Raw genomic sequence first — 22,359 nt, 5'->3', positions numbered from 1 at the left:
CTTAAGTTCTGTTCTTCAGTTCCCAGCTTCAGCTTCATCAGGTCAACGAAAGCGTAGCTCTGGAATCTATTGTTCTTTCTGCTTTTCTCCTCGCGATGCCCTGAACAACTGATCAGGGATCGTCAGTCAGACATTCCGGCCTGAAACCATGTGATGACAATTTGTGTACGGTCTCGCAAGCCGGTCTTGTCGAGTATGCGGCTTACGTAGCGCCGGACGGAGGTAGTTTCAAGAGTGAGGCGCTGGGCTATTTCCTGGTTGGAGAGACCTTGAGCGATGAGCCCGGCTATCTCGTACTCCCTGGGGGTCAACTTATCCAGCTGCTGTCTGGCCTGCGGATCACTGACCTTATGCCGGGCATAGGCTCTGTCGCGGTTGATGAGCTCCGCTGTAATGCGGGGGGTGAGCACTGCGTCCCCATCGGCCACTGCGTGAATGGCTCGGTGCAGATCTCTCGTGGATACGTCCTTGAGCAGAAAGCCGTAGGCGCCTGCGTGCAGACCAGTGAAAGCATAATCGTCTTCGTCATAGGTGGTCAGGATCAGCGTGCGAATGTCGGGGAACTCCTTGGCAATGACCGCAGTGGCACTGATGCCGTCCATCACCGGCATGCGAACGTCCATCAGGATTACCCGAGGAAGTGGCTGGACGGCTGCTTTCATCTCCCGAAGCATGGTCACTGCCTCCTGACCGTTGGAGGCTTGTCTGACGACCTGTAAATCGTGGTCGGCCTCGATCATGCGCACCAACCCCTTGCGGAGGAGCGCAAGGTCGTCGACCAGCATCAGGTCAATCATCGGCATTGCCCTCTTTCTCGCTGGCGCCAGGCAGGATGGCTTCTACAGTCCATCCTCCATTCTTGCCCGGTCCGCAACTCAGACTCCCTCCCATCAGTCGGCATTGCTCCCCAATCTGCTTTAGGCCCACTCCTGGATGGTCATGAATGGCCGGTTTCCAATCGCCCGAGGCTTGTCGATGTGCATTCCCATGCCCATCGTCGCGGATGCTGATGCGGAGGGTGCCGTCCTGCTCATAGTCGCGGGAGATGACGATGGTGCTCGGGTCTGAAGCGTGCCGGAGCGTGTTGGTGATGGCCTCCCTGCTGATGATGAAGCAGAGGTTGTCCTGTCTGCGATCCTGCCGCCGATGCCCTGTTTCGGTAGACACGACAGCCAGACCAGCCGCGCGGGCATGGGCGATCACGGTGTCGAGTTCATCGAGCGTGTGCAGCCTGGAACCATAGCTGCGCCCGTCATCATCGGACTCTTCAGGTAGTGCCTCATGCTCTTGGACAAGGGTACGGACGGCTTGTCGGGTGTCGGCCAACCCATCCCTGGCCACCTGATTGATGTCCTTAAGCACCTCTTGCAGCTCCTCTACCTCAACCGAGTCAGCGAATCCCTGGGTCAGGGCAATGATCGTGGTGAGGTCGTGGCCCACGCTGTCGTGCAACTCCCCTGCTACCTGGGCACGTGATATGGCCTGATCCCTTTGCCTGGCAAGCATCTCAGAGCGGATCCGCTCCTGCTCCTCACGCTGCTGCGTCTCGCGTCGAATCCGGTAGAACCTGACAGCTACGGCAGCGGCTACGACAGCCATGATGACAGCCATCCGGGCCGACCATTCCAGAAAGAGCATGTGCCCGGCATGCATGCTGACGGTCACCAGGCTGACGGCCGCAACTGCCTCACCCACGCCTGCCGCAATCCTGAGTGCTGATGATAAACAGACGCAGAAATAGAGGGCGCCTACCAGTGGTATCAGGAAGCTATCGTCCGAGGTAGCAAATGACAGACCGATGTATGTCAGGGTCTCCATGGTCGTGATGAGCAGGGGAAGCTGTCTGCTCCAGTACAGCAGGCAGGAAGACAGAAGCCCAATCAGGCCGATGTCCCCCTTCCAAACGGGCAAAGGAATGTTCTCGGCCCAGACTGGAGGAAACGTAGGGGCACTGACATAGAGAAGCGTATACGCCAGGCTCAGCACAGGCATGACAAATCTGGTCAAGCGCTGATTGCTCAACAGCTCGAATAGGTAGGTTGCCATGCCCTTCATCGCGCCCCCTCACGCCGCATGCCGAGGATGCCCAGGTTCATTCGCCAGTGTACTGTGCTATCACACCGGCAGGGGAACGACTTGCTGATTTGCGCACTGTGACCCATGAAGCCAACGATGCCGCCGAAGACAGAAGCAGGTAGACCTGCACCCAGTGAGCCCAAGGTATGCCAATGCTGGCAGCGCCGAAGACCTTGCGGAATCCGGCAGCGTAAGCCATGACGGGCAGGATGCTGGAGGTGAAGGATATGAGTACGGCAGTAGTCGCCATGATGAACCCTTCAAGAGCGGCCATGATTTCAAGTTGGTTCGGATCCGCGCCAGCGATCGAGATAAGGGACAGATCCAGGCTTCGACCATGGGCTGAGATCAGGTATCCTGCGCATACTCCAGCCAGCGTGACGACCAGTGCGGGGCCCAGAAGGGTAATGAGCATGGAGAAATCAGAGCTGCTGACATCCAGGTTGGGAGGCAGCAGATGACTGGAATCGGCGCTGGTCTGGTAGAAGGAATCGGTCATCATCAGCAATGAAACCCCCACGACCAGCGGTATGACCGTGGAGCTGAGACTACGCATGCGGGCGCTGGCTTGCCGGCAAGCGATCAGCCATGAGGGGTTGTGAAGAGCGACGAGCCTGATCCAGCCGCTGGTGACCGCACCCAGCAGGGAGGGACCCGCCAAACAGATTGCGGCCAGCAGGAGCATGAAGCCGAAAGTGCTTCCCATGGCGATAGGCAAGATGGGAGCCGCGGTGTGCAAACGGACCAGTTGCTCATCAGGGATGGTCCGCGCTTGCATAATCGGCATCAGCATGACTGTCGATGCTGCCAGCAAACACAAGGCAGCGGCGATACGACGAGTAGAACCCGCTGTTTTTGGAGGAATAATTGCAGCACGCAGAGATTCCACGGGACTGATCCTGCTGATGGTTCGGATGGTCAGCAGCGTGCCGATCAAGGCCACCAGTACTCCGCACAAGATTCCTGCTGCCCAGGAAGCCAGCTGGTGGTTGGCGATAAAAGGCTGCCTGCCGATCAAGAACTGTGAAGTCTCCCAGGTATAGAGGGGACGGACCAGCAAAAAAGAGCCCGCCAGCGAGACCACACTGGCCGCGAGCGCCAAAATGAGCACGCGCAGACAGGTCAGCGAGGTCAGCTGCCAGGGCGTGGCGCCTTGCAGGGCTAGGAGGGCGAGGTTGCGTCGCCGCTGGTTGACCACCGACGAAACGACTTGCAGAACGATCAGCACTGCGGCAACGAGAAGTGCCACGAAGGGGATCATCAAATTTTGGTAGGCAGTGCGGCCTTGCTCGGCCATGCCGGGGAGATCGCCCAGGGCCTTGGCCGAAGAGAGCATCATGGCAAGCAGGCCGACCATGGTTTGTGAGGCGATCAGCACGAGCGCGATGCCAAACCAAGCCAAGGGGGCATCCTTGAAATCTCGCAGAAGAAGACGCATCAGACGCCCGCTTTCGGCATGGGAACCTTGTCGGCTGTGGCTATGCGACCGTCGCACAGATGCACCAGAGTATTGCAACGGGAGGCGACTTCCGGACTGTGAGTGACCATAATCACTGCGTGGCCCGGTCGCTCTGCGAAGGCAGCGAGTTCATTGACGACCACATCACCAGTCTCCTGGTCAAGGGCGCCGGTAGGCTCATCGGCAAAAATGATATCGGGTTCCGAAATCAGCGCGCGGGCCAGGGCAACCCGCTGCTGCTCGCCGCCTGACAGGAGGGTCACATTGGTCTTGAGTAGTCCCCTGATGCCCAGTCTGTCCAGCAGCTTGAACGCCCGATCCTCCGGCCAGCGAGTCTTGCGCAGAATGAAGGGCAGCTTGAGATTGTCCTCCACACTCATCGAAGGCACCAGATTATAGGACTGGAAAACGAAGCCCAGGTGCGCACGCCGGAATCGCGCTGACGATGCAGGCCCCATGGCAGAGATGCGCCGACCCAGGACTTCCACCTGGCCCGAGCTGACGGGTTCGAGACCAGCCAGGCAGTAGAGCAGGGTTGATTTGCCGCTCCCCGATGGCCCTACAATCCCGGTCATGGCTGTCAAGGAAGCAGTGAACTCCACATTCTCCAAAAGAGTTATGGCCTCCCCTTTCCTGGGTGAAACCTGCTTGCACAGGCCGGATGCGTGGATAGGGAAGGGCTCGTTCTGGCCTGAAGGATCGACGGTACGCTTCATAGCAGTATCCCGCGCCTGCAAACGGGTGAATGTCCGTATGAGCCTGTGACGCTCTGTACGTGCGGCAATGCGTATTGAGCCGGATGTTTCATCGTAGCTCCCTCCCTCAGCGCACTTGCGAGGACAAGAGGTCGCCTCGCAGAGATGATTCTTTCAGTCCGAGTACGGGGAATCAACGTCGGCCGCCACTTCGCCATCTGCAGATGGCAAAACAAGGACCAGCCAACGCCTAACGGGGAGGAATGCCTCTCAACAGCCTTGGCAGAAGCTTTTGGCAGACAGGCTGGTTTACTGTCCGGCACGGCTCCCATCGGCAGGTTCAGAGTTTGCCCCACCCCTCCCCCACGCATCCCAACAGCCTTCTTAAGTGGGCGGAAAGGTAGCGTTTCAAGTTGATATTCTTCGTTGATCTGTACGGGTTCTCGGTCTTGCATCGCCCGAGAACCGGCTTGCCGCGAACTGGAAAAATCGAGAACAAACATGTAGTGTTGAGCTGTTGCCCCTCTGGCTCAATGGTTAGAGCAGCGTCCTTTTAAGTCGTGGGTTGTGGGTTCGAGTCCCACGGGGGGCACTTTAGATTCTTTACTCAACTTGTGATGAATTGAGTTTGGTCCATCAGCTTGCCCCCCATTCTTATAACGAATAACTAATTCTGTTTCACAAGCCTTAACATGAGCTTTCTGCACAGCTTACCTACTGCATACAGAGTATGCGGGAACGCTTAAATAGAAAGAGAGGTAGCCAATCGCAAAACTCACCTATATATGCCTTGGGTGGTTTTTACCTAAACTATCCGTTTCCCATATGAGCTTTAACCTGCGCCTTGCCCTATATCTTCCTCCTGAATCTGAAACTGAAACACACAACTTCAACTAATACACTTCTACCTGGTTTAACGACGTAACCGGCTTTCTACATTTGTTTATCGCAGTTTATATTCGACTTGACACGCACCCCGAAGCGATGTTTCACAGCCTGCTGATTCGGCCATAACCAAATCGCACAAGATAGCGATGGCGTATTCTTATATTTTATATTCCAATCCACCGCGACCGAGAGAAAACTGGATCATCTAGCCTGTGCCGCACATGCACCATCACCACCGATGTCCGCAAAACGCAAAACACGATCCAGTTTTCCTCAGAGAACTAAATAATAAATTCACTCTTATACTATTTGTGACTTATACTATTTATAATGCCGATTACGCCGCAGACAAATTCTCTACTTCATTAAAATTCAACTGTCTTCTAATACTGCAAGGTGACAAAACCTACGTATTAGATGACAAATGGCACAGACAGCACCACGCGAGCCAGAAAAGACCTGGAATTAGATTTTGGCTCGCATGTTAACGAATAGAACTTCCACATGAACCGATCGTGCTGGCCGAACCCACTGAGTCACTTGATTCCGCGCAAGCTGATATGCGTCACATCGACCCCCGGAACAGGCATCTAGATGGTTCATAACCGAGGTTGACACCAAACTTATTTGCTGGCACCAGGAGACCATCAGCCTCACCTGCGGACTCAACGCCAATACTCTCAATGATCTGCACGCCCTCTGGTTCCTTATTGACACCTCGCATATAACGAGTTTGGCAGGAATCGTTACTCGGCCTTACTACCCATCCACTGATGAATGAGCCCATTCACCTTATCCGCAGGCACAAGCACAGACTCGGATCCAGAACCATCCAGACCACCACTACCAGAAGCCAGTTCATAAGCTGCGATATCCCTCGCGTTGCAGGAGTCAGGATTCTCCTTCCAAGAATCTATAAAAGACCGGCACAATTCAGGAGTAAGTAGGTATTTCAATAGCGGGCTAACCCAGACATATCCAGATTCAGACTCTTGAGTCAATGCTTCGAGCACATATTCAACAAATATGTTATTTGTCACCAATTGATGGAATACTTTAAAAGCTATATATTTGTCATCGTCATCATCAAATATAATTGGAATTATTTCCGCGTAGGCTAGCATAAAGGGGCCAGACAGCGGCTTACTCGGCAATTTGAATTCTTGATGCTTGAGCTTATTGCTTAATGCTTTAAAACTATTCTTCCATATCTGTGCTTTGGCGCCTGCCTCAAATGTAAATTTTCGACTAACAGATTGAGCCAGCCAATCGATATTATTTTTGTTCCCAGCCGTATCATTTCCTGTTAGATAATGCTTGGGGAAAGGTTTGTCCTGCATCTCCATAACCAATACTGCCGCTACCCACATCGACACTGGAGAATTTGAATTTGCAATTGTATTCAATATAGCTTCAATATAGTCATCGGTAGACTCGACACGCATTAAACTAAGCGCGACATCAAGTGATATGCATTTTGTGACAACTTGGCCTTCGTAGAACTTTGCTTCGAGATCGAGACAATATTTCATAATCTTGGCACAGCGTTCAGCACCTAACAATTCGGCGTATTTCCCTGCTTTACCGGCAAAATATTCGTCACTGACGATATACCAATGTTCGTGGTTAAAGGCTGTTTCGTCCAGCGGATCGTCGATCAGCAGCTTCTTATAGATATCCTCATGAAGGAGGCCGTTGCCTATGGAAAGCCGGAAATAAGCGTCGAAATGCTCAGCCTTGAATATGCTCCGATATCCCCAAAGCCGTGAAAAAAGCCGATCTTCCGCAACACGGACCTTTTCGACTGCATATCCGACTCTGGGGAACAGGGATTCGACGGCCTGCAAGTTTCTTTCCCCGGCGCGCGTATTGCTCGATGGCATACTTCCCATGTACTCTTCGAGCTCATTATTGCTTTCCATGGAATTATATAAATCGTGGCCAAACTGCTCGAGGTATCCAGGATTGCACAGTTGGTTCTTACTCGCCATGATCCACTCGTGCAGGTCGGGATTGAACACCTCCAGACTGGTGATGCCAAGCAGATCTTCCGTCTCCACATCATCTTTCAGCACCTGATAACGCAGACTGAACTCATTTATCAAACGGCTGACATCCCTCATGTTGTTGACAAATGGAATTACGCAGGATTCATAGATAGTTCGCATTCGGGACGAACTATCGCTGGACCCGCCGTAGGAGCGAGGGGTATCCTGCTCACCAACGATATTGTGTAGCTCATCTTTCAGACGGTCCAGCACAACTTCTTTTACGGGCTCGGGAAGTCCAATAGGAACCTGGACTATCTTTTCCAAGTATTCATCGCCCTTACCGTGGCAGCTCTTATCCAGCGACCTAGTGACGGAATCCCTGTCATACAGCAGCACATACGTCATATATGGCAGATCGCCCACAGCCTTGACAGCGCGCATCACATCTGTGACCTCGTCATCCATCAGGCGATCCAAATCATCAATGAACACGATGATCCTGGTCGCCGACTTATTCAGTTTCTTCTGCAGCTTCCGACGTTGTTTTGAGAGACTTTCAACACCCTTGCTGCTAGGGTCCAAAACTTCCGCAACTTCTTTGAACCCTTTCGCAATTGTCTTATTCGCTGCCTGCAAACTAGCGACATCCATATCAGACATGAAATCGGCAATGTCTGAGGCGGTCTTGCTCACCTTTGCAATATGGCGTTTCACGATGCCCTGCCAACCCGATATTGTATAGGAGATCTGTCTGAATAGCAGTGACACAAGCCGACCACTACCTGAGTACATCCAAGGCTCGAACTCTACAACTATAACTTTTTCTTGTTCTTGCTTTTGTCCTTTCACCTTATCAGAAGGAGCCGCAACAAGCTGTTCGACAAGCATGTTCTTCAATGAAGTCTTGCCCGACCCCCACGGACCCTGAATACCGACAACAAGAGGGCATGGCCCCGTGGACCGCCTCAAACCTAATGCGAGGTTCCGCACGTACTCGCCCCGGCCATATCGATCGTCAGCAACGAACCTGATGGGTTCATCCTGAAGCAATGGAGGATACAACTTTGAACACTCACTCATACACCCAGAGTACATAAACGAGGAGCCCTGCTGTCATACAATCTCGGCTATCAGTTGCCCTGATGGACAATTCTTGGACTTCCCTTGAGAGAACAGGATCACGCGATTAATGCTCGCGTTGTGCTTTCCCGACACTAAAGTCACCACGGGGATAGATCACCACCTGAGTCCCATCCCTGTATTTACACCGAGCAACCCTTTGCTAGATCAGACATCCATTGATTAAGTTATGAGATATAGATAGAGGCCCTTGACAATTGGAAACCTGTATCCCATCACAAGGTAACCTCCCCATTCTCAAACCGATTCTATTTTTCTCCGCAAGAATGACACACATATATCGCTCTGCAATCAAATGCGGATGCTTCGAGACTTAACTTATTTGCATTCCAACTCACTCAAACTTGCGCGCTCGCCTCCACCGGTAGGTCCTTTGCGATCCTGGACGTATAGGTTCCATTCTTCCAATCAGCAAGGTTGCCGACCACATAGACACGGCGCTTAGCTCGGGACACAGCGACGTTGAGCAGGTTGGGCGAACCATTAACCCATGAACGAGAGCCTTCTCCACGCTTGCCCGCTCTGCTGCCAAGAACGATGAAGACCACGTCGGCTTCGCGCCCCTGAGAGGTGTGGACAGTTCCGGCCTGGCTTGATGCCAGCCGGCTCGCTTCGCTGCCATTGCAACCAGTGCATTGCCGCAAGGCGTCCGCGAAGGTGTCACGCACCTGGTTGGCCACAGCTCTGAACGGAGCGATGACCAGAATATTGGTGGGGTCAATCCCACCCTTGAAGAGCCCGCACAGACGCTTGTGTAGTTCGTAGCCCTCCTGCGGCCTCCATTGCGTTCTCCCCGTTTCGCAGGAATTAGGCGGCACATCGTACCAACAGGAAGCCGGCAGCTCATCTCCCGCATGAGGACCGGACAGATAGGCACAGGGCTGATGCTCCGGCCCTACACGAACCATCCTGCCGGAGTAGGCCATATCGTTGCATATGAAAAACATGGGTTCATCACAGCGCCGATGGACCACCAGAGGCATCCCCAGCCAGTGGTCATCCGTCTCGTCCAAAAGGCCGCAAGGGGTCTGATAATCCACCAAGGCCTGCATGTTTTCGGATTCCAGTCCCAGGCGCTGGAGGTGATGGGTGCTCGCCAGGAGTTCACGCATCGGCTTGGGCATGGTATCCACGGGCTGGAGCTGCATAGGGTCTCCAACCGCAACCGCATGTTTCACGCGCTGCAACAGACCAGCAGCGGCCTGGGGCAGGGCCTGTCCGGCCTCATCCACAATCGCCCAGCCGAGCGCCTCCTTGCCTATCCCCGAAAACATTCTGGATATTGATGCAAAGGACGAGGAGACAACTGGGATCACCAGGAAGAAAGTCTGCCAAGCCACCAGCCTCTCGTCATCCGTAAAACCATTCGACTGCATAACAGCGCAAGCCAGGGAAAGATTGCGCATGAACTGGTGGGCAGCACCCATGACGGCCTGCTGATGAAGAGCCAACGCCTTGATGTAGACCTCCGTCCGCGCCTTGCTCCATTCTTGGTCCATCCACGCAACATGGTCATCGCCAATGTCAGGCCTGGGCCACTGAATCTGCTCGGCCTTAGCAATTTGCTGTTCAACGGTGGCAAGCTGCCTGGTCAAAGTCGCAATCTGTGTTTGGCATTCCCCTAACTTCTGATCACCGACTTCCAACCCTCCATAGAAGGACTGCAACCGCTGATGGACCGTGCTGGCCTGCTCATCGAAATGCTGCTTTGCACGACGTGCCTGCTCCAGATCAGTACGTACCTTAAGCTCGTCCTGCTGCCTTTCGCGGCTGTGGAAAAACGACCTTAGAGGATGCGCCTTCCAGTAAGACAAGTGAACCTGACAAATGCTATCAGCCTGCTCCCAAGCAGCTTGCGCATTATTGGCAGCCTGGCCAGCATCCGACATCTGCCGTTCCATTGATTGAATCTGTCCGACATACCTTGAGCGGCTTGCCTTCATGCCACGAAGTTGTTCATTGAGGGTTTTCAGCTCGGCTGACAGATCGGATCGCTGATTGCACAGGTCTGAATAAGAACGTAAAAGTTTATACTGGGCAATTTTCCTGGCGCGGATGCTCTCTTCCTTCTTCAGCGCAGTATTAAAGTCGTTCCTGGCCTTTGCCCAACTGTCTCTGCTGGTCCTTTCATCTGGCCTATATCTCAATGATTTATAGATAAACTCGTTTTTGAAGGGCCACAGGAATCGGTTTTTATTGCTCATGTTTCCCAAGACCGCCGATATAAGAGCTCAAGCGGATGAGGCATTTGAAGAACCGCTCTCATTATCCTGACTTCTGCGATCGGTAATTTGCCCGGCAAAGTCTCGAAAAGCGAATCCACAGGGAACCTGTTTGAATTCACTGTCAATATAGGTCTCCCACTCGGCGTCTATAGCATCGGCACTGGGCAAATCCTGGCTGACGTTTTCAACAGCCTTGTTGTTACTGGAAGCAACGACAATCTCAAAGCCGGTCACCGCCGGATCAAGCGTCCAATAGATATAGTCCTTGTCCTCGTCCGAGGTTGCTCTGGCCACCCTCCGAGATGTGAAAATATCCTGAGGACGGGAGAATCCTGCCAACCGACGAGCCCTGGCCACAATAATCTCGGCCGCCACATCCTTGAGCAGGGTGGTCTTGCCGGTTCCAGGAGGGCCATTGACACCTAGCAGCGATGAGCTGCCATATCCTTCCAAGGCCGCCCGTATTTGGTTGATCGCCAGTTGCTGACCAGTTGACTGAAATTGATTGGAAGCACTCGGCCATCGCCCGAATGGCATGTCGGCAGGTTCCGTAAAGTCGCCCACCAGATGCCCCTCAGGGTCCTTCTGCAGATTAAACCGTCGAGGATGACCAATCGATAGATATTGCCTGACCGGCTCAGAAAATATGTCAGGTCCATTTTGATAAAGGCCCTCAAGATCTTCAAGGAAGAACGAATCCATCATTTCGCCATTCAACAATCCCGAACCGGCTTCCAGATGGCAATTGACATAATTCCTGATCAGAGGCGAGCCGTCAGCACGAGCAAAAAGAGGAGAGCCACTTACCGCGCGGTCATCCAGCCCCATCCGGTCCACTACGTGCTCAATAAGGCTTTCGATCTCATATCTGCCGACCGGATCTGCTCCGTCTTCAGAGTCTTCCCCAGCCAGACGATTGAATTCGGATTTGAGTTTCCTTTCCGTCTCGTCAAATACTTCGATATGCGGCCACCCAGCCAGGCAATCAGGCCAGCCTTCATGATTGAACAGGCAGGAAACCGCCTTGGCATATTGAGAGAGCGTCAACGATCTTGGGGCCAGACAACCATCATCCCCTACGCAGAACTCCATAAGGGAAGCCACGGTAGAAGGACCGCCGGCGCGCCTGTTCTGCCGATGCGCTAACTCCTGCAACACCTCGTCCTGAGCAGTCTCCTCGGCTGGCGAGAGCTCTCGAACAAGCTTGGCGGCCTTCAACAGCGCATTCGTGACTACACGCTGGGAGAGCCCGACTGCTATTCGAAAACGTTCATGCTTAAGCCACCGATTTTGTCGTCCCACCGCTTCTTGCTGCTCCGAATCCTCGCCAGGTTTCACTGCCTGATGGACGGGGCGACGCGCAAATCGGCGGTCATAGTCCTTGCAATAAACGGCACAGGCTGAGCCAGGCCGATTGGCCGTTGCTGACAGCTTTCCCGCCACCTGCAGCAGGCGCGAAACCATGGAATCCGTCAGTTCAGTACCTGCCGGCAAAGAGCCGGGCTGCTTAGCCACCTCTAGCCATAGCTGGTTCGTCTCCCCAAGCAGACCGGTTATAGTCTGTTCGTCAAGTCCTGATCTGACCGCCTGCACGCGCAGCCAGTTCTCAGTATCTTCTGCAAACGAGAAAGGTTTGGTCAGCCGGGCGTTCATGTCTGTCTGCAACCGGTATATTTTCCTGCTCTGCAGGTCGTTATAGAGGTTTGTATAGGAACGATGCTCATTGTCAACCGGCCCGATGAGAAGATCAGCATGAATGTCATTCCATGGAAGTCGCTCCTGCTCAGAAACGCTTACCCTTTGGTCGTCGTTGCGGGAGGAGGATAAAGCAATGAGCTGGTTATCCCTCCAATTTTGTGGCGAGAACAGTTCAACTGCGCACCAATATGACAAAACATCCATTGCATGCTGTTGCTCATCGTTCCCCATATTTGCCAGTATGCGGATAAGCGGGGACAGGTGCAGGAACAGGTTCGAGCCACGGATGAGGCCATAGGAGACAATCCCGATGCGGCATTGTCCAGTCCAATCACCGCATCGGAATAAGCATTCATGCCCGTATCCGTCTGACCGCCCAGTTGAGTAGTTTTCGCAGCTCCGAAGCGATCAGGACCAGGGAAGCCAGCGCGATGCACTCCAGCCATGCTTGGGGTTGGAGGGGGACGGTGCCGAAAGCCTCGCCCAGGAAGGGCGCGTAGATCACCAGGAGCTGGAGCAGGATGGAGACACCTATGGCGCCCCAGAGCCATGGGTTGCTGAAGAGCCCCTGGAAGGCCGACTTGCGGGAGGAGCGGGAGGCCAGGGCGTTGAAGAGCTGGGCGAAGACCAGGATGGTGAAGCCCATGGTCCGCGCCTCCCTGATCTGCGCCTCGTGACCGATTGCCTGGACGGACCTGTCGGTGAAGAGGCCGCCGCTCAGGTGCATGTCCATGCCGATCAGGGTGACCACAGCCATGACCAGGCCTATGTAGATGATGTCAACCCACATGTCCCGGTCGATGACCCGGTCGTTAATGGATCGGGGCGGGCGGTCCATCAGATCGTCGGTCTGCGGATCCACGCCCATGGCCAGCGCGGGCGCCGCGTCGGTCAGGAGGTTGATCCAGAGCAGCTGGGTGGCCAGCAGCGGCACGGTCACGCCCGCCATGCCGGGCTGCGATATGCCCAGAAGACCAGCGAAGACCACGCCGCCGAAGACCGTGAAGACCTCGCCCATGTTGGAGCTGAGCAGGTAGCGCAGGAACTTGCGAATGTTGTCGAAGATGCCCCGGCCCTCTCGCACGGCCTGGACGATGGTGGCGAAATTGTCGTCCGCCAGGATCATCTTGGCCGATTCCTTGGTGACCTCGGTCCCGGTGATGCCCATGGCCACGCCGATGTCTGCGGTCTTGACAGCAGGGGCATCATTGACGCCGTCGCCGGTCATGGCCACGACCTTGCCCTGGTCCTGGAGCGATTCGACGATCTTCAGCTTGTGCTCGGGGGCCACGCGGGCGTAGACGGAGACCTTGGAGGTGGTCTCCCGAAGCTGGTCCGAGTCCATGGCATCCAGCTGCTCGCCAGTGCAGGCCGGCTGTCCGGGCTTGATGATGCCCAGGTCCCCTGCGATTCTGGCTGCAGTAAGCGGATGGTCGCCGGTGATCATGATCGTTCTGATGCCGGCCTTGTGAGCCTGATCCACCGCATGGCGGACCTCAGTGCGGGGCGGGTCAATGATGCCGACCATGCCCGTCCAGATCAGATTGCTCTCCAGTCGGGTGCTTTCCTGGATCACCTTGTCGGCAGACAAGCGAATTGCAGGAGCATGCTGAGACTTTTCAGGCAACCGGTCCGTCTGATCCGTCCCGACCGTGCTTGACGGCCACTCCCCCGCGTCAGCTTCGGCCAGCGCCGACAGCTCCTGGTCGGATACAGGCCGGAAAGCCTGTCCCAAGGTCCTGTAGGCATCCGCCGAGAGACTGCTGACCTGAGCAAGTATCCTTTCCCGATCGGCACTGGTCATAGGTCTGACCTGGCCGCCATCGAGAATCCGGTCGCATCGGCCAAGCAGCACGTCGGGAGCGCCCTTGCAGAAGAGACGTGATTCCCTTTCGTTGTCATCATTCGGGGCAGCCAGAACCGACATGAGCTTGCGCTCGGACGTGAAAGGAATCTCGGCCAGACGACGGTAGCTATCAGCCTTGGCATCAGCGCCGACTTTACGGGCGGCAACAATCAGCGAAACCTCCGTGGGATCGCCGACGCTCTGCCAGTGACCCTGCCCGGATCCAGACTGGGCCTGGGAATCAGGTTCGGCCTCGACCGGCTGCCAATGCAGGTCTCCGTCGTTGGCGATGGCCCCGACCATCAGGGTCTCTTCCACTGCCTCAGCCAGAGATGAACCAATGGTATCTGTCAGTTGTTGATCATCTGACCCACTGGCCTCGAACGGCTGCATGGTTCCCTCCGGAGCGTACCCGGTGCCAGTGAGCCTGACCTGCCCCGAGGGGACGACCACCCGTTCAACGGTCATTTCATTGCGTGTAAGAGTTCCTGTCTTGTCGGAGCAGATGACTGATGCCGATCCCAGGGTCTCCACCGAGCTGAGCTTCTTGACGATGGCATGATGCTTGGCCATGCGCTGCACGCCCAGGGCGAGAACCACAGTCAGGATGGCCGTCAGCCCCTCCGGCACAGCAGCTACGGCCAGAGATACGGCCATGAGCAGGGAATCAATCAGATCCTGGGTTGTCTGAAAGCCTTCCATCAGGGCCAAAGCAGCCAAAACCAGGGCGGCAATCAAGCAGACGGCCAGTCCGAGGAGCTTGGAGACGCGGGCCATCTCCTTCTGTAGGGGCGTGGGTTCCTCCTGGGTATCAGCCAGCATGTCGGCGATCTTCCCGACCTGGGTGTCCATACCAGTAGAGGTGACGATCATGCGCCCGTTCCCCTGGGTCACTGCGGTGCCGTTGAAGACCATGTTGGTTCTGTCACCCAGAGCCTTGGGCTGGTCAAGCCGACCGGGCCGCTTGCCCACCGGCAGCGACTCGCCGGTCAGCGATGCCTCGGCCACGCGCAGACCCGCGGCCTGGAACAGTCTTCCGTCGGCGCCGACCGAATCGCCTTCAGCCAGGACTACTACATCACCAGGCACGATCCTGCTGGTCTCCAGGCTGACCACCCGGCCGCATCGCAGCACCGAGGCGTGCGGGGCCGTCATGCTCGCCAGAGCATCCACAGCCCGCTCGGCCTTAGCCTCCTGAGCGTACCCCAGGGCGGCATTAAGGATGAGGATGATCATGATGACGATGGCATCAAAGGGCAGGGGCTCCCCGCCTCCTGATGCCGGATGTGAGCGTTCCACCACCCAGGGCACCAACGAAATGGCCGTGGCTGCCAGAAGCAGATAGACCAAGGGGTCCTTGAACTGTTGAAGGAATTCCCTCCATGCAGGAACGGGAGGCGCTCCAGCCAGCTCATTAGGACCGAACCTGTCCAGCCGACGCGCCGCCTCGGCCTCATCCAGGCCCCGGTCGGGGTCCACATTCAGAGCAAGGGCAACCTGATCGACACCTACTATAGAAGGGTCCTTGAGGACGGGGCCATTCACTCTGCGCCTCTGCTCATGGCCCTGCCCTGCAGTCGGGATCACGCCGGTATCTGTCGATTTCTCATGCTTGGGATCGCTGGTCAACCCAGTCATGCCACTCTCCTGCTTATGCCACGGAGTAGTCAACGCTTCAGAGGCCCGTTGGAAGAAATCAGAGGCGGCCAGACCAAAACGCTGCGTGGATGCTTGCCAAGTTGAACCAATAATATACATAAACACGGCCGAAGTCGTCAAGGCCTTTGCTTCAGTATGCATTCTCAGGCCTGTCTCATGACAGAGACGGTATCTTTGCTGCACTTAACTTGGCAGCGCCCTAGTTGCCGAATCCCCCCCCCCAAAAAAAATACTAGATCTTCATTAGAAAAGCTTTAATCAATTTGGGCTCATCTGGCATAAAAACCCTTATCTGCCCTGAGAATCCTATTTAAGACCCTCTTGTGATTATTCGACAGGCTCAGCTGGCGTTATCTGAGCAGTAAATAGTCTTATAGGCCAACCATGGTAGTTCTTGCCAGCCGTCTGCCCTAACGATCCTTTCAGTGGAGACACCATTGGAAATAGCACTAAACACGAGAAAGAGAGGAGAGAGACGGACAAAATGCACAACATTATCGATCTGCAGAATAGTAATATCGCCATGAATGATGAAGCCGCTCATCATAGCGGCGTCAGCATATTTGCATGCCACGGCGGTGGGCATGATAATATCTGGAGTTGATGGACCTGCAGCTAATCCACAAAAATATGCCACTGCGATGACGCATTCATCAAAATGGCATGGGCTGTCATTTTTGCCCTGATGACGGCAGGGACAACAGTCATGTAAGTCTATGGGCGCCATCCTTGTATGGCATCCATAGCAATATTCTGATGAAGATTTATAAGTCGCGAGAACGGCGATGATGGGAGAACGGTGATGAGTGGTGCTTCAGTGAGTTCAAATGGATTGACAATGACGGTGACTCCGAGGAAGGATGATTCGATCACCATCCTCGACCATGTCGACTTCCATGCTGAGCCCGGAAGAATCACGGGGATTGTCGGCCCCTCAGGCAGCGGAAAGTCCACCTTGCTGTACTGCCTTTCGGGGTTGGAACGTGCGACATCCGGAAGCATCTCCCTTCTAGGGCATGACATCACACATATGCGAGCGTCCGCGCTCACTCGGTTTCGGCGTCGACATCTGGGATTCGTGTTTCAATCCTACAACCTGATCACGAGCATGACGGTGGAGGAGAACCTCGCGCTGCCATTCACCCTGCGCGGCCGTCGACTCCCCAAGCAAAAAGCGGATGAGATCTTGCGGTACTTCGGATTGGCAAACGAGAAAAAAAGGAGCGTGACGATGCTCTCAGGCGGAGAGCAGCAACGTGTCGCGCTTGCACGAGTGCTGCTCTCCGATGCAGATATCATTTTCGCCGACGAGCCGACTGGAGCCTTGGATCAGGAATCTGGCGCCAAGGTCATGCAGGTGTTCAAAAGCCTGGCTATGGATGCGGGCAGGACCGTAGTAATAGTGACCCACAGTGGAGAGGTAGCCGGACAGTGCGACCAGATCGTTGAGGTCCGTGATGGCCACGTGCTGAACGCTGATACGGAGAGCGGGGCCCGCATATGAGGGGCGCACTCTCTGATCTGAAAGCAGCCCCGGCCGTATGGGCCGGCGTATGGCTGTCACTAATCGTTTCCCAGACCGCTGTGTGCACTATCGTCGCCGCGCGCAGGGCTATTGATGCCGCTTACCACGGACCGGATGCCGGGTTAGGCGCCAACCTTTCCGGCCCAGCAATGCTGTTCAGCGTGGTCATAGCCGTGTTCGTGATGCTGTGGGTCGTGACCGCCGCTCTGAACCAGCGCAGGCACCAACTAGCATTGCTGGTCCTTCAAGGCGCCACGCCCTGGCAGCTGCTCTTCGGGAATCTGGCTATCATCATCGTCCTATTCATCTTGGCAGCAGTAGCGTCATCCCTCCTGACGCCGCTGGCAGCACCATATCTGTTCGACCTCCTGGCCAGAGCATTCGAGCTGAAACTGACGTATCAAGCAACCCAGCTGCTGGCATCCATCGGCACTGGGTTGGCCATTGCCGGAGTCGCCGTCCTTGCAGGCACAGTGCTGACCGTGCGCACACTATCCAAGATCAGGCCGATAGAGGCGCTTCGGCAGTCACAAAACCCGCCGAGACAAGTGAACGCATTCCGTGTTCTGCTAGGCGCATCGTTGCTCGTGGGAGCGATATGCGCGCTCATCATCCCGGGGACAGCTACACGCAAGATAGACTCTGGCGAGCTCGCCACGCACATTTCCGGCAGGAATCCCATAGAGTCCAGAGTGACAGGATTCATTGGGTTCTCCATGGGAGGCATGTTCCTCCTGATCTTCGCATTGGCTGTTCTGGCTCCCTATGTCATGCACTGGTTCACCAAAGGATGGACGCATCTTCTCCCCCTGCCATTCAGCACCTGGAAACTCGCTAGGCAGCAGGCCGTTGGGAGGATCCAACGACAGAACGCGACCATCATTCCCATGACGGCCGGCTTGTCGTTGCTCATGACTTTCTCTGGTGTGTTGCATACGCTGACCGACAGCCTCAAGAATTTCGCCAGTAACGGCCATTCCATGAACGTGAACCCACACATGCTGACGAACCTGATGGCCATGCTCGGCCCTGCGCTCATCATCGCTTTGGTGGGCGCAATCTCCGGACTGATGATCACCGCACGAGGGCGACGCCTGGATCTGGCGCTGACATACGTATCCGGTGCCAGTACCGGACAGTTGCGCATTTTGGGAGCCCTCGATGGTCTCATTTCGATGGTCACCTCGGTGCTGCTCGCCTTCGTCATCACACTGCTCAGCACCTGCGGCACCGCCTTCATGCTGCAACGATATCTGGGAAGCGCAAAGATAAGCGTTCAATGGGGATATTGGGCGGTCATCGCACTCCTCGCTATTGTCGTAGGCGCCCTCGTCACAGGCGTGCAGGCGCTGTGCGCGCGTTCCGAGGATTCTGTGAGGGTCATATCACGTGCAGTCGGTGAGTAACCACCCCCAACAAAGGACGAAAATGTCGCCACACAAGCGGAATAGTAATGAGAAAACCGCATCTTTGATAGACGTGCCCCGCCTTTTGAAATCCATAAGGGTGTTTTATTCACGGTTAGTCTGCTAAGTATAGCGAGCGCCCTCTTAAATCTGGCTCAGCCACAGCTTGTCAATGTCATTCTTGGACGCGTGCAGCATAACATGCGATCCGCAGTGCCCCTCTAATAGCGTTGGCAGGAGTGTTTCTGTCCGGCGCAGCAATCACTTCTTTTGACGCTTACCTGCTGTTGAACGATATGAGACGGTCTCTAGTAATGCATATTCTGCATTTGCCGTTCAAAGATCTGGACCAGTCGCATACAGGCAACGTAATTTCTATTATTTCATCTGATACAAATGAACTGAAGCGATTGCTGACCGATAATTGCCAGAAGTGTTTGGCACTTTACTGGTGTTCATAGGCGCGTGTGTGGGAATGGTCATAATCAGTCCCGTCATGTTCGTTATCTCTCTTTCGACCTGTCTTGTTACTGTCGGTTTACTGGTAGTCTTATCCGGAAAATTACGAGACTGCTCCAGAGGGGCTCAAACGGCCATAGGAGATATGACGTCTGCAGCCACTGATGCTTTGATGAGTTTGAAAAGGATCAGGGCCTTCAACGCCACGGAGCGTGAGACCAATAAAATCGGCGAGAAGCCAGGCAAGCGTGCACATCCGGTCGTCTAATTTCAAAGAAGCAGTCACTGATATGGCCATCAGGAATGGCCTTAATGCAGTTGTGCCTGATGGTTGTATCGGGAATCGGCGCTTTCCAAGTGGCCAAAGGAGTGATGACTGTTCAGCAACTGGTAACTTCTCTATGTACCTAGAAATGATGCCCACGCCTATGGCGACACTTTCTTCGACATATAGCAGACTGTTCAGAGCGTTGGGCGCGAACTCCAGCATTCAAGCGATAATGAGAATGCCGACCGAAGATGCGACATCAGCATGAGCAGTATCCAGTAGGGTCCAAAGGAAGGTCACCAACTCCGATCAGATTGACATCGATCTTGACCATGCTGATATTCCGTATGATGACGCACGGAACAATCGTGGCGGGCTCCAATTGAATGAAGCGGGCGTGCATATGAAAGGCGGTGTCGTCTACGCGATAGTCGGACCATCCGAAGCGGGCAAATCAACCATGCTGGCCCTTATAAGGGTATTCTATAAGCCAAATCATGGCCATGTTCTCTTTAATGGTATTGATCTTTCAACTCTCAGCTCCTCTTATGTACGTTCTCTGATCGGCTATATAGAACACGATGCCCCCATATATTCCGGTTCTTCCAGAACGAATCTGGCGATGAACAAGAACGGCGTATCCGATGAAGGCTGCTGGAATGCCTTAAATAAGGTGAACCTCACGCCAAAGTGAGAGACACCTTCGATGGATTGGATACCCCAGCAGGCAACGCGGTGTATTGCTGAGTAGCGGTGAACGCTATCGCTTGGCCCTGGCAAGGCTGTTGTCCATAAGGCGGCCGATCATGCTGCTTGACGAAACAACATACCATTTAGACGCTAAAAACGAGGAGCTCGTCGCACAAGTCATTCATGCCAATTCCCCGGAGCAGACAATAGTCATGGCGGCACAGAGAATACAATCAATCGCTTCGTCAAATAGAATCATGGTTTTGGCCAATAGAACTATCAATGGTTTCCTTTGGAAAATATTGTCTGCCAATTCTACTCTCCTATATGTATTGCTGTTAATAAACTTGATACCAATGTGAATAATTTGGCTATATATAAATATGCGCGGAAAATACGATCCACCGGCAGCAAGGTTCTCACCTCAACAAAGGAACAGACGATTCAAACTATCGTCTTGCCCTCTAAAGATATCTTTAATGACATTTATTGGCTGCTTGGTTTCCAGCATGATATGCAGTCATTACTAGACTGACCACGGGATATCTAGCAGTAAAGTTTAGCTGGGAGTACAGCACGTGAACCTTACACAGGGCACGCAGGAATAAATCTTGGAATTGCTCATTGTCAAGACATGACCCTCGCTGTTCCGCACAGTCAATCAGCTATCTGTTTTTTGATGACTATATGATCACGACGATGTTGATCGCCTACGGGCTTAAGGAGCCGGACCGGGCATCAGACCGCTGGTTAATAGCCTAAACGAGACGGAGTAGTCAACGCTTCGAGGGCCTGTTGAAAGAAATCAGAGGCGGCCAAACCAAAACGCTGCGTGGATGTTTACCAAGTTGAACCAAGAATATACATAAATCAGGCTATGCTCGTCAAGTTCTTTGCTTCAGGGCGTATCAGCCGACTTTCCATGCCGATACGCCCGAAGACAGACGACCCTACTTGACCGAGCGGATCAGCATGATGACCGCCGCGCCGATCAGCACCATGACGATGGCCACGGGGAAGATGAACACATACCCGGCACGGATCACCAGGACCGAGACCAGTACTGGGGCGATGACCTGTCCTAGGGTATTGGCCAGGTTCAGGATGCCCAGATCCTTACCAGCTTCGTTCTTGTTCGGCAGCACATCAACATTCAGGGCCTGGTCCACCGAGGTATAGATGCCATTGCCCAAGCCAGCGATGCCCGCGTAGCACATCATGCCCACTGCCGTCGGGAACACCCACGGAAGTGCAATGCCCAGGGCCAGGATGCAGGAGCTGACCGCCACGATGGCCTTGCGACGGCGAAGCTTGTCCGATATGGGACCAGAGATTATCGAAGCAAGGAAAGTGACCACCATCGAAATGACGGACATCGTAGAAATTGTACTGGCCGACTCCGCCACTGAAAGCCCGCAATACTTTTGCAGAATGTAAAGCTGATAAGTAGCGACCATCGACGAACCTATCATCATAAAGAGCCTGCCACCGAGAGCCAGGTAGAAGTCACGACTCCCCTTGGTCGGCGGAGTGAAGGAGACCCGCAGCCGGTGCCAAAGCCCTTGCTTCTGGTTACCCTTTCCATTACGCGCAGCCGTTGCTGCGGCACTTTCAACAGCGGAATGCTCACGCGGCCAAATGATGACGGTGAGAATGCCGGTGACCGCAAACAGGCAGATACCGAGGATGAAGCCCACCTGCATGTGACCAATGAATCGGGCTCCTATCAGGGTGCCTAGGGACTGCCCTACGATGCTACCGCCTCCATAGAAGGCAGAGAAAGTGCCGCGAGTGGACTCGGGTATCCGGTCCGAGAGCACCGCAACAGCCGGCGCAATCATCATGTTGACGCCCACCTGCACCAGGCACCAGCCGGCCACGATGGTAGGAATAGTCACTGCCTGTGCCGTGTAGAGATAGCCCAGCGCAGTGACAATTCCGCCGGCCACAACCCAGGGTGTGCGCTTGCCCAGCCGCGAGTGCGACATATCAGACAGGGCGCCGAATATCACATTGGACACCAAAGCGAATACGCATCCGACTGAATTCATCGTGCCCAGTATGGCCTCGGGAACGCCGATGCCAAGATCCGTGAACCGCTGCGGCAGGAGGACCTGGGAGCCGGAGGTGCCGGCGGTCATCCACAGTACTGAAAACAGGCAGAAGCCTACGCCGAAGCGGATTTTCTCTGCTCGTGTCAGAGGACGACCCGTATCCGGCGCCAATGCATCCGACGACGATGTCGCCTTCTGAACCTGCTCAACCGTATCAACCATTTCACATACTCCAATCCTTTACAGGGGAGCACCATGCTCCATCCGAGCTTCTTTGCTC

At 54.6% G+C, this 22,359-nt stretch carries 14 protein-coding genes and 1 tRNA gene; 5 read left to right on the top strand and 10 right to left on the bottom strand.

Annotation, left to right across the window (positions count from 1 at the left end; all coding sequences use genetic code 11):
• Positions 1-122: 122 nt before the first annotated feature.
• The 4 genes from ACUIAF_RS06935 to ACUIAF_RS06920 are packed head-to-tail and all read right to left on the bottom strand — an operon-like array spanning position 123 to position 4,251.
• Entirely contained in the window at positions 123-797 is a 675-nt protein-coding gene (locus tag ACUIAF_RS06935; RefSeq protein WP_445338337.1) for a response regulator, read from the bottom strand.
• On the bottom strand, positions 790-2,055 hold the full coding sequence (locus ACUIAF_RS06930) for a sensor histidine kinase (RefSeq protein WP_445338336.1): 1,266 nt from the start codon (positions 2,053-2,055) through the stop codon (positions 790-792). Before ACUIAF_RS06930 ends, ACUIAF_RS06935 begins: the two co-directional genes overlap by 8 nt.
• Before the next feature lie 37 nt (positions 2,056-2,092).
• A complete protein-coding gene (locus ACUIAF_RS06925) occupies positions 2,093-3,514 on the bottom strand; it encodes an FtsX-like permease family protein (RefSeq protein WP_445338334.1) in 1,422 nt (473 codons plus the stop codon).
• Positions 3,514-4,251, bottom strand: a complete 738-nt coding sequence (locus tag ACUIAF_RS06920) for an ABC transporter ATP-binding protein (RefSeq protein WP_445338332.1) — start codon at positions 4,249-4,251, stop codon at positions 3,514-3,516. Before ACUIAF_RS06920 ends, ACUIAF_RS06925 begins: the two co-directional genes overlap by 1 nt.
• A 498-nt stretch (positions 4,252-4,749) precedes the next feature.
• Here ACUIAF_RS06920 and ACUIAF_RS06915 point away from each other — a divergent pair.
• Positions 4,750-4,822: transfer RNA gene (locus ACUIAF_RS06915), tRNA-Lys, on the top strand.
• 1,042 nt (positions 4,823-5,864) lie between these two features.
• On the opposite strand, the gene ACUIAF_RS06910 is transcribed toward ACUIAF_RS06915, so the two are convergent.
• From ACUIAF_RS06910 to ACUIAF_RS06890, 5 genes are all read right to left on the bottom strand, one after another.
• Positions 5,865-8,189: a KAP family P-loop NTPase fold protein gene (locus ACUIAF_RS06910; RefSeq protein WP_445338330.1), complete on the bottom strand. Its 2,325-nt coding sequence runs from the start codon at positions 8,187-8,189 to the stop codon at positions 5,865-5,867.
• 398 nt (positions 8,190-8,587) lie between these two features.
• On the bottom strand, positions 8,588-10,453 hold the full coding sequence (locus tag ACUIAF_RS06905; protein WP_445338329.1) for a DEAD/DEAH box helicase: 1,866 nt from the start codon (positions 10,451-10,453) through the stop codon (positions 8,588-8,590).
• Between the two features lie 27 nt (positions 10,454-10,480).
• Positions 10,481-12,403 (bottom strand): hypothetical protein, encoded by a 1,923-nt coding sequence (locus ACUIAF_RS06900; protein WP_445338327.1) that lies wholly within the window; start codon positions 12,401-12,403, stop codon positions 10,481-10,483.
• A gap of 121 nt (positions 12,404-12,524) precedes the next feature.
• Entirely contained in the window at positions 12,525-15,563 is a 3,039-nt protein-coding gene (locus tag ACUIAF_RS06895; RefSeq protein ID WP_445339181.1) for a cation-translocating P-type ATPase, read from the bottom strand.
• 454 nt (positions 15,564-16,017) lie between these two features.
• On the bottom strand, positions 16,018-16,404 hold the full coding sequence (locus tag ACUIAF_RS06890) for a hypothetical protein (RefSeq protein WP_146210942.1): 387 nt from the start codon (positions 16,402-16,404) through the stop codon (positions 16,018-16,020).
• Between the two features lie 111 nt (positions 16,405-16,515).
• Between ACUIAF_RS06890 and ACUIAF_RS06885 the strand changes: the two genes are divergently transcribed.
• From ACUIAF_RS06885 to ACUIAF_RS06870, 4 genes are all read left to right on the top strand, one after another.
• Positions 16,516-17,181: an ABC transporter ATP-binding protein gene (locus tag ACUIAF_RS06885; RefSeq protein WP_445338325.1), complete on the top strand. Its 666-nt coding sequence runs from the start codon at positions 16,516-16,518 to the stop codon at positions 17,179-17,181.
• The gene (locus ACUIAF_RS06880) at positions 17,178-18,608 is read left to right on the top strand and encodes an ABC transporter permease (protein WP_024627010.1); all 1,431 of its coding nucleotides are present in this window, start codon (positions 17,178-17,180) and stop codon (positions 18,606-18,608) included. Before ACUIAF_RS06885 ends, ACUIAF_RS06880 begins: the two co-directional genes overlap by 4 nt.
• A gap of 475 nt (positions 18,609-19,083) precedes the next feature.
• The gene (locus ACUIAF_RS06875; RefSeq protein WP_110413566.1) at positions 19,084-19,335 is read left to right on the top strand and encodes an ABC transporter transmembrane domain-containing protein; all 252 of its coding nucleotides are present in this window, start codon (positions 19,084-19,086) and stop codon (positions 19,333-19,335) included.
• Between the two features lie 403 nt (positions 19,336-19,738).
• The gene (locus ACUIAF_RS06870) at positions 19,739-20,029 is read left to right on the top strand and encodes an ATP-binding cassette domain-containing protein (protein WP_082067746.1); all 291 of its coding nucleotides are present in this window, start codon (positions 19,739-19,741) and stop codon (positions 20,027-20,029) included.
• Positions 20,030-20,975: 946 nt separating this feature from the next.
• On the opposite strand, the gene ACUIAF_RS06865 is transcribed toward ACUIAF_RS06870, so the two are convergent.
• The gene (locus ACUIAF_RS06865) at positions 20,976-22,301 is read right to left on the bottom strand and encodes an MFS transporter (protein WP_045924972.1); all 1,326 of its coding nucleotides are present in this window, start codon (positions 22,299-22,301) and stop codon (positions 20,976-20,978) included.
• Positions 22,302-22,359: the final 58 nt, after the last annotated feature.

The sequence above is a fragment of the Bifidobacterium sp. ESL0822 genome, from assembly GCF_052606675.1.
The sequence above is the reverse complement of the archived record's forward strand: the minus strand, read 5'-3'. Positions and strand labels throughout refer to the sequence as shown.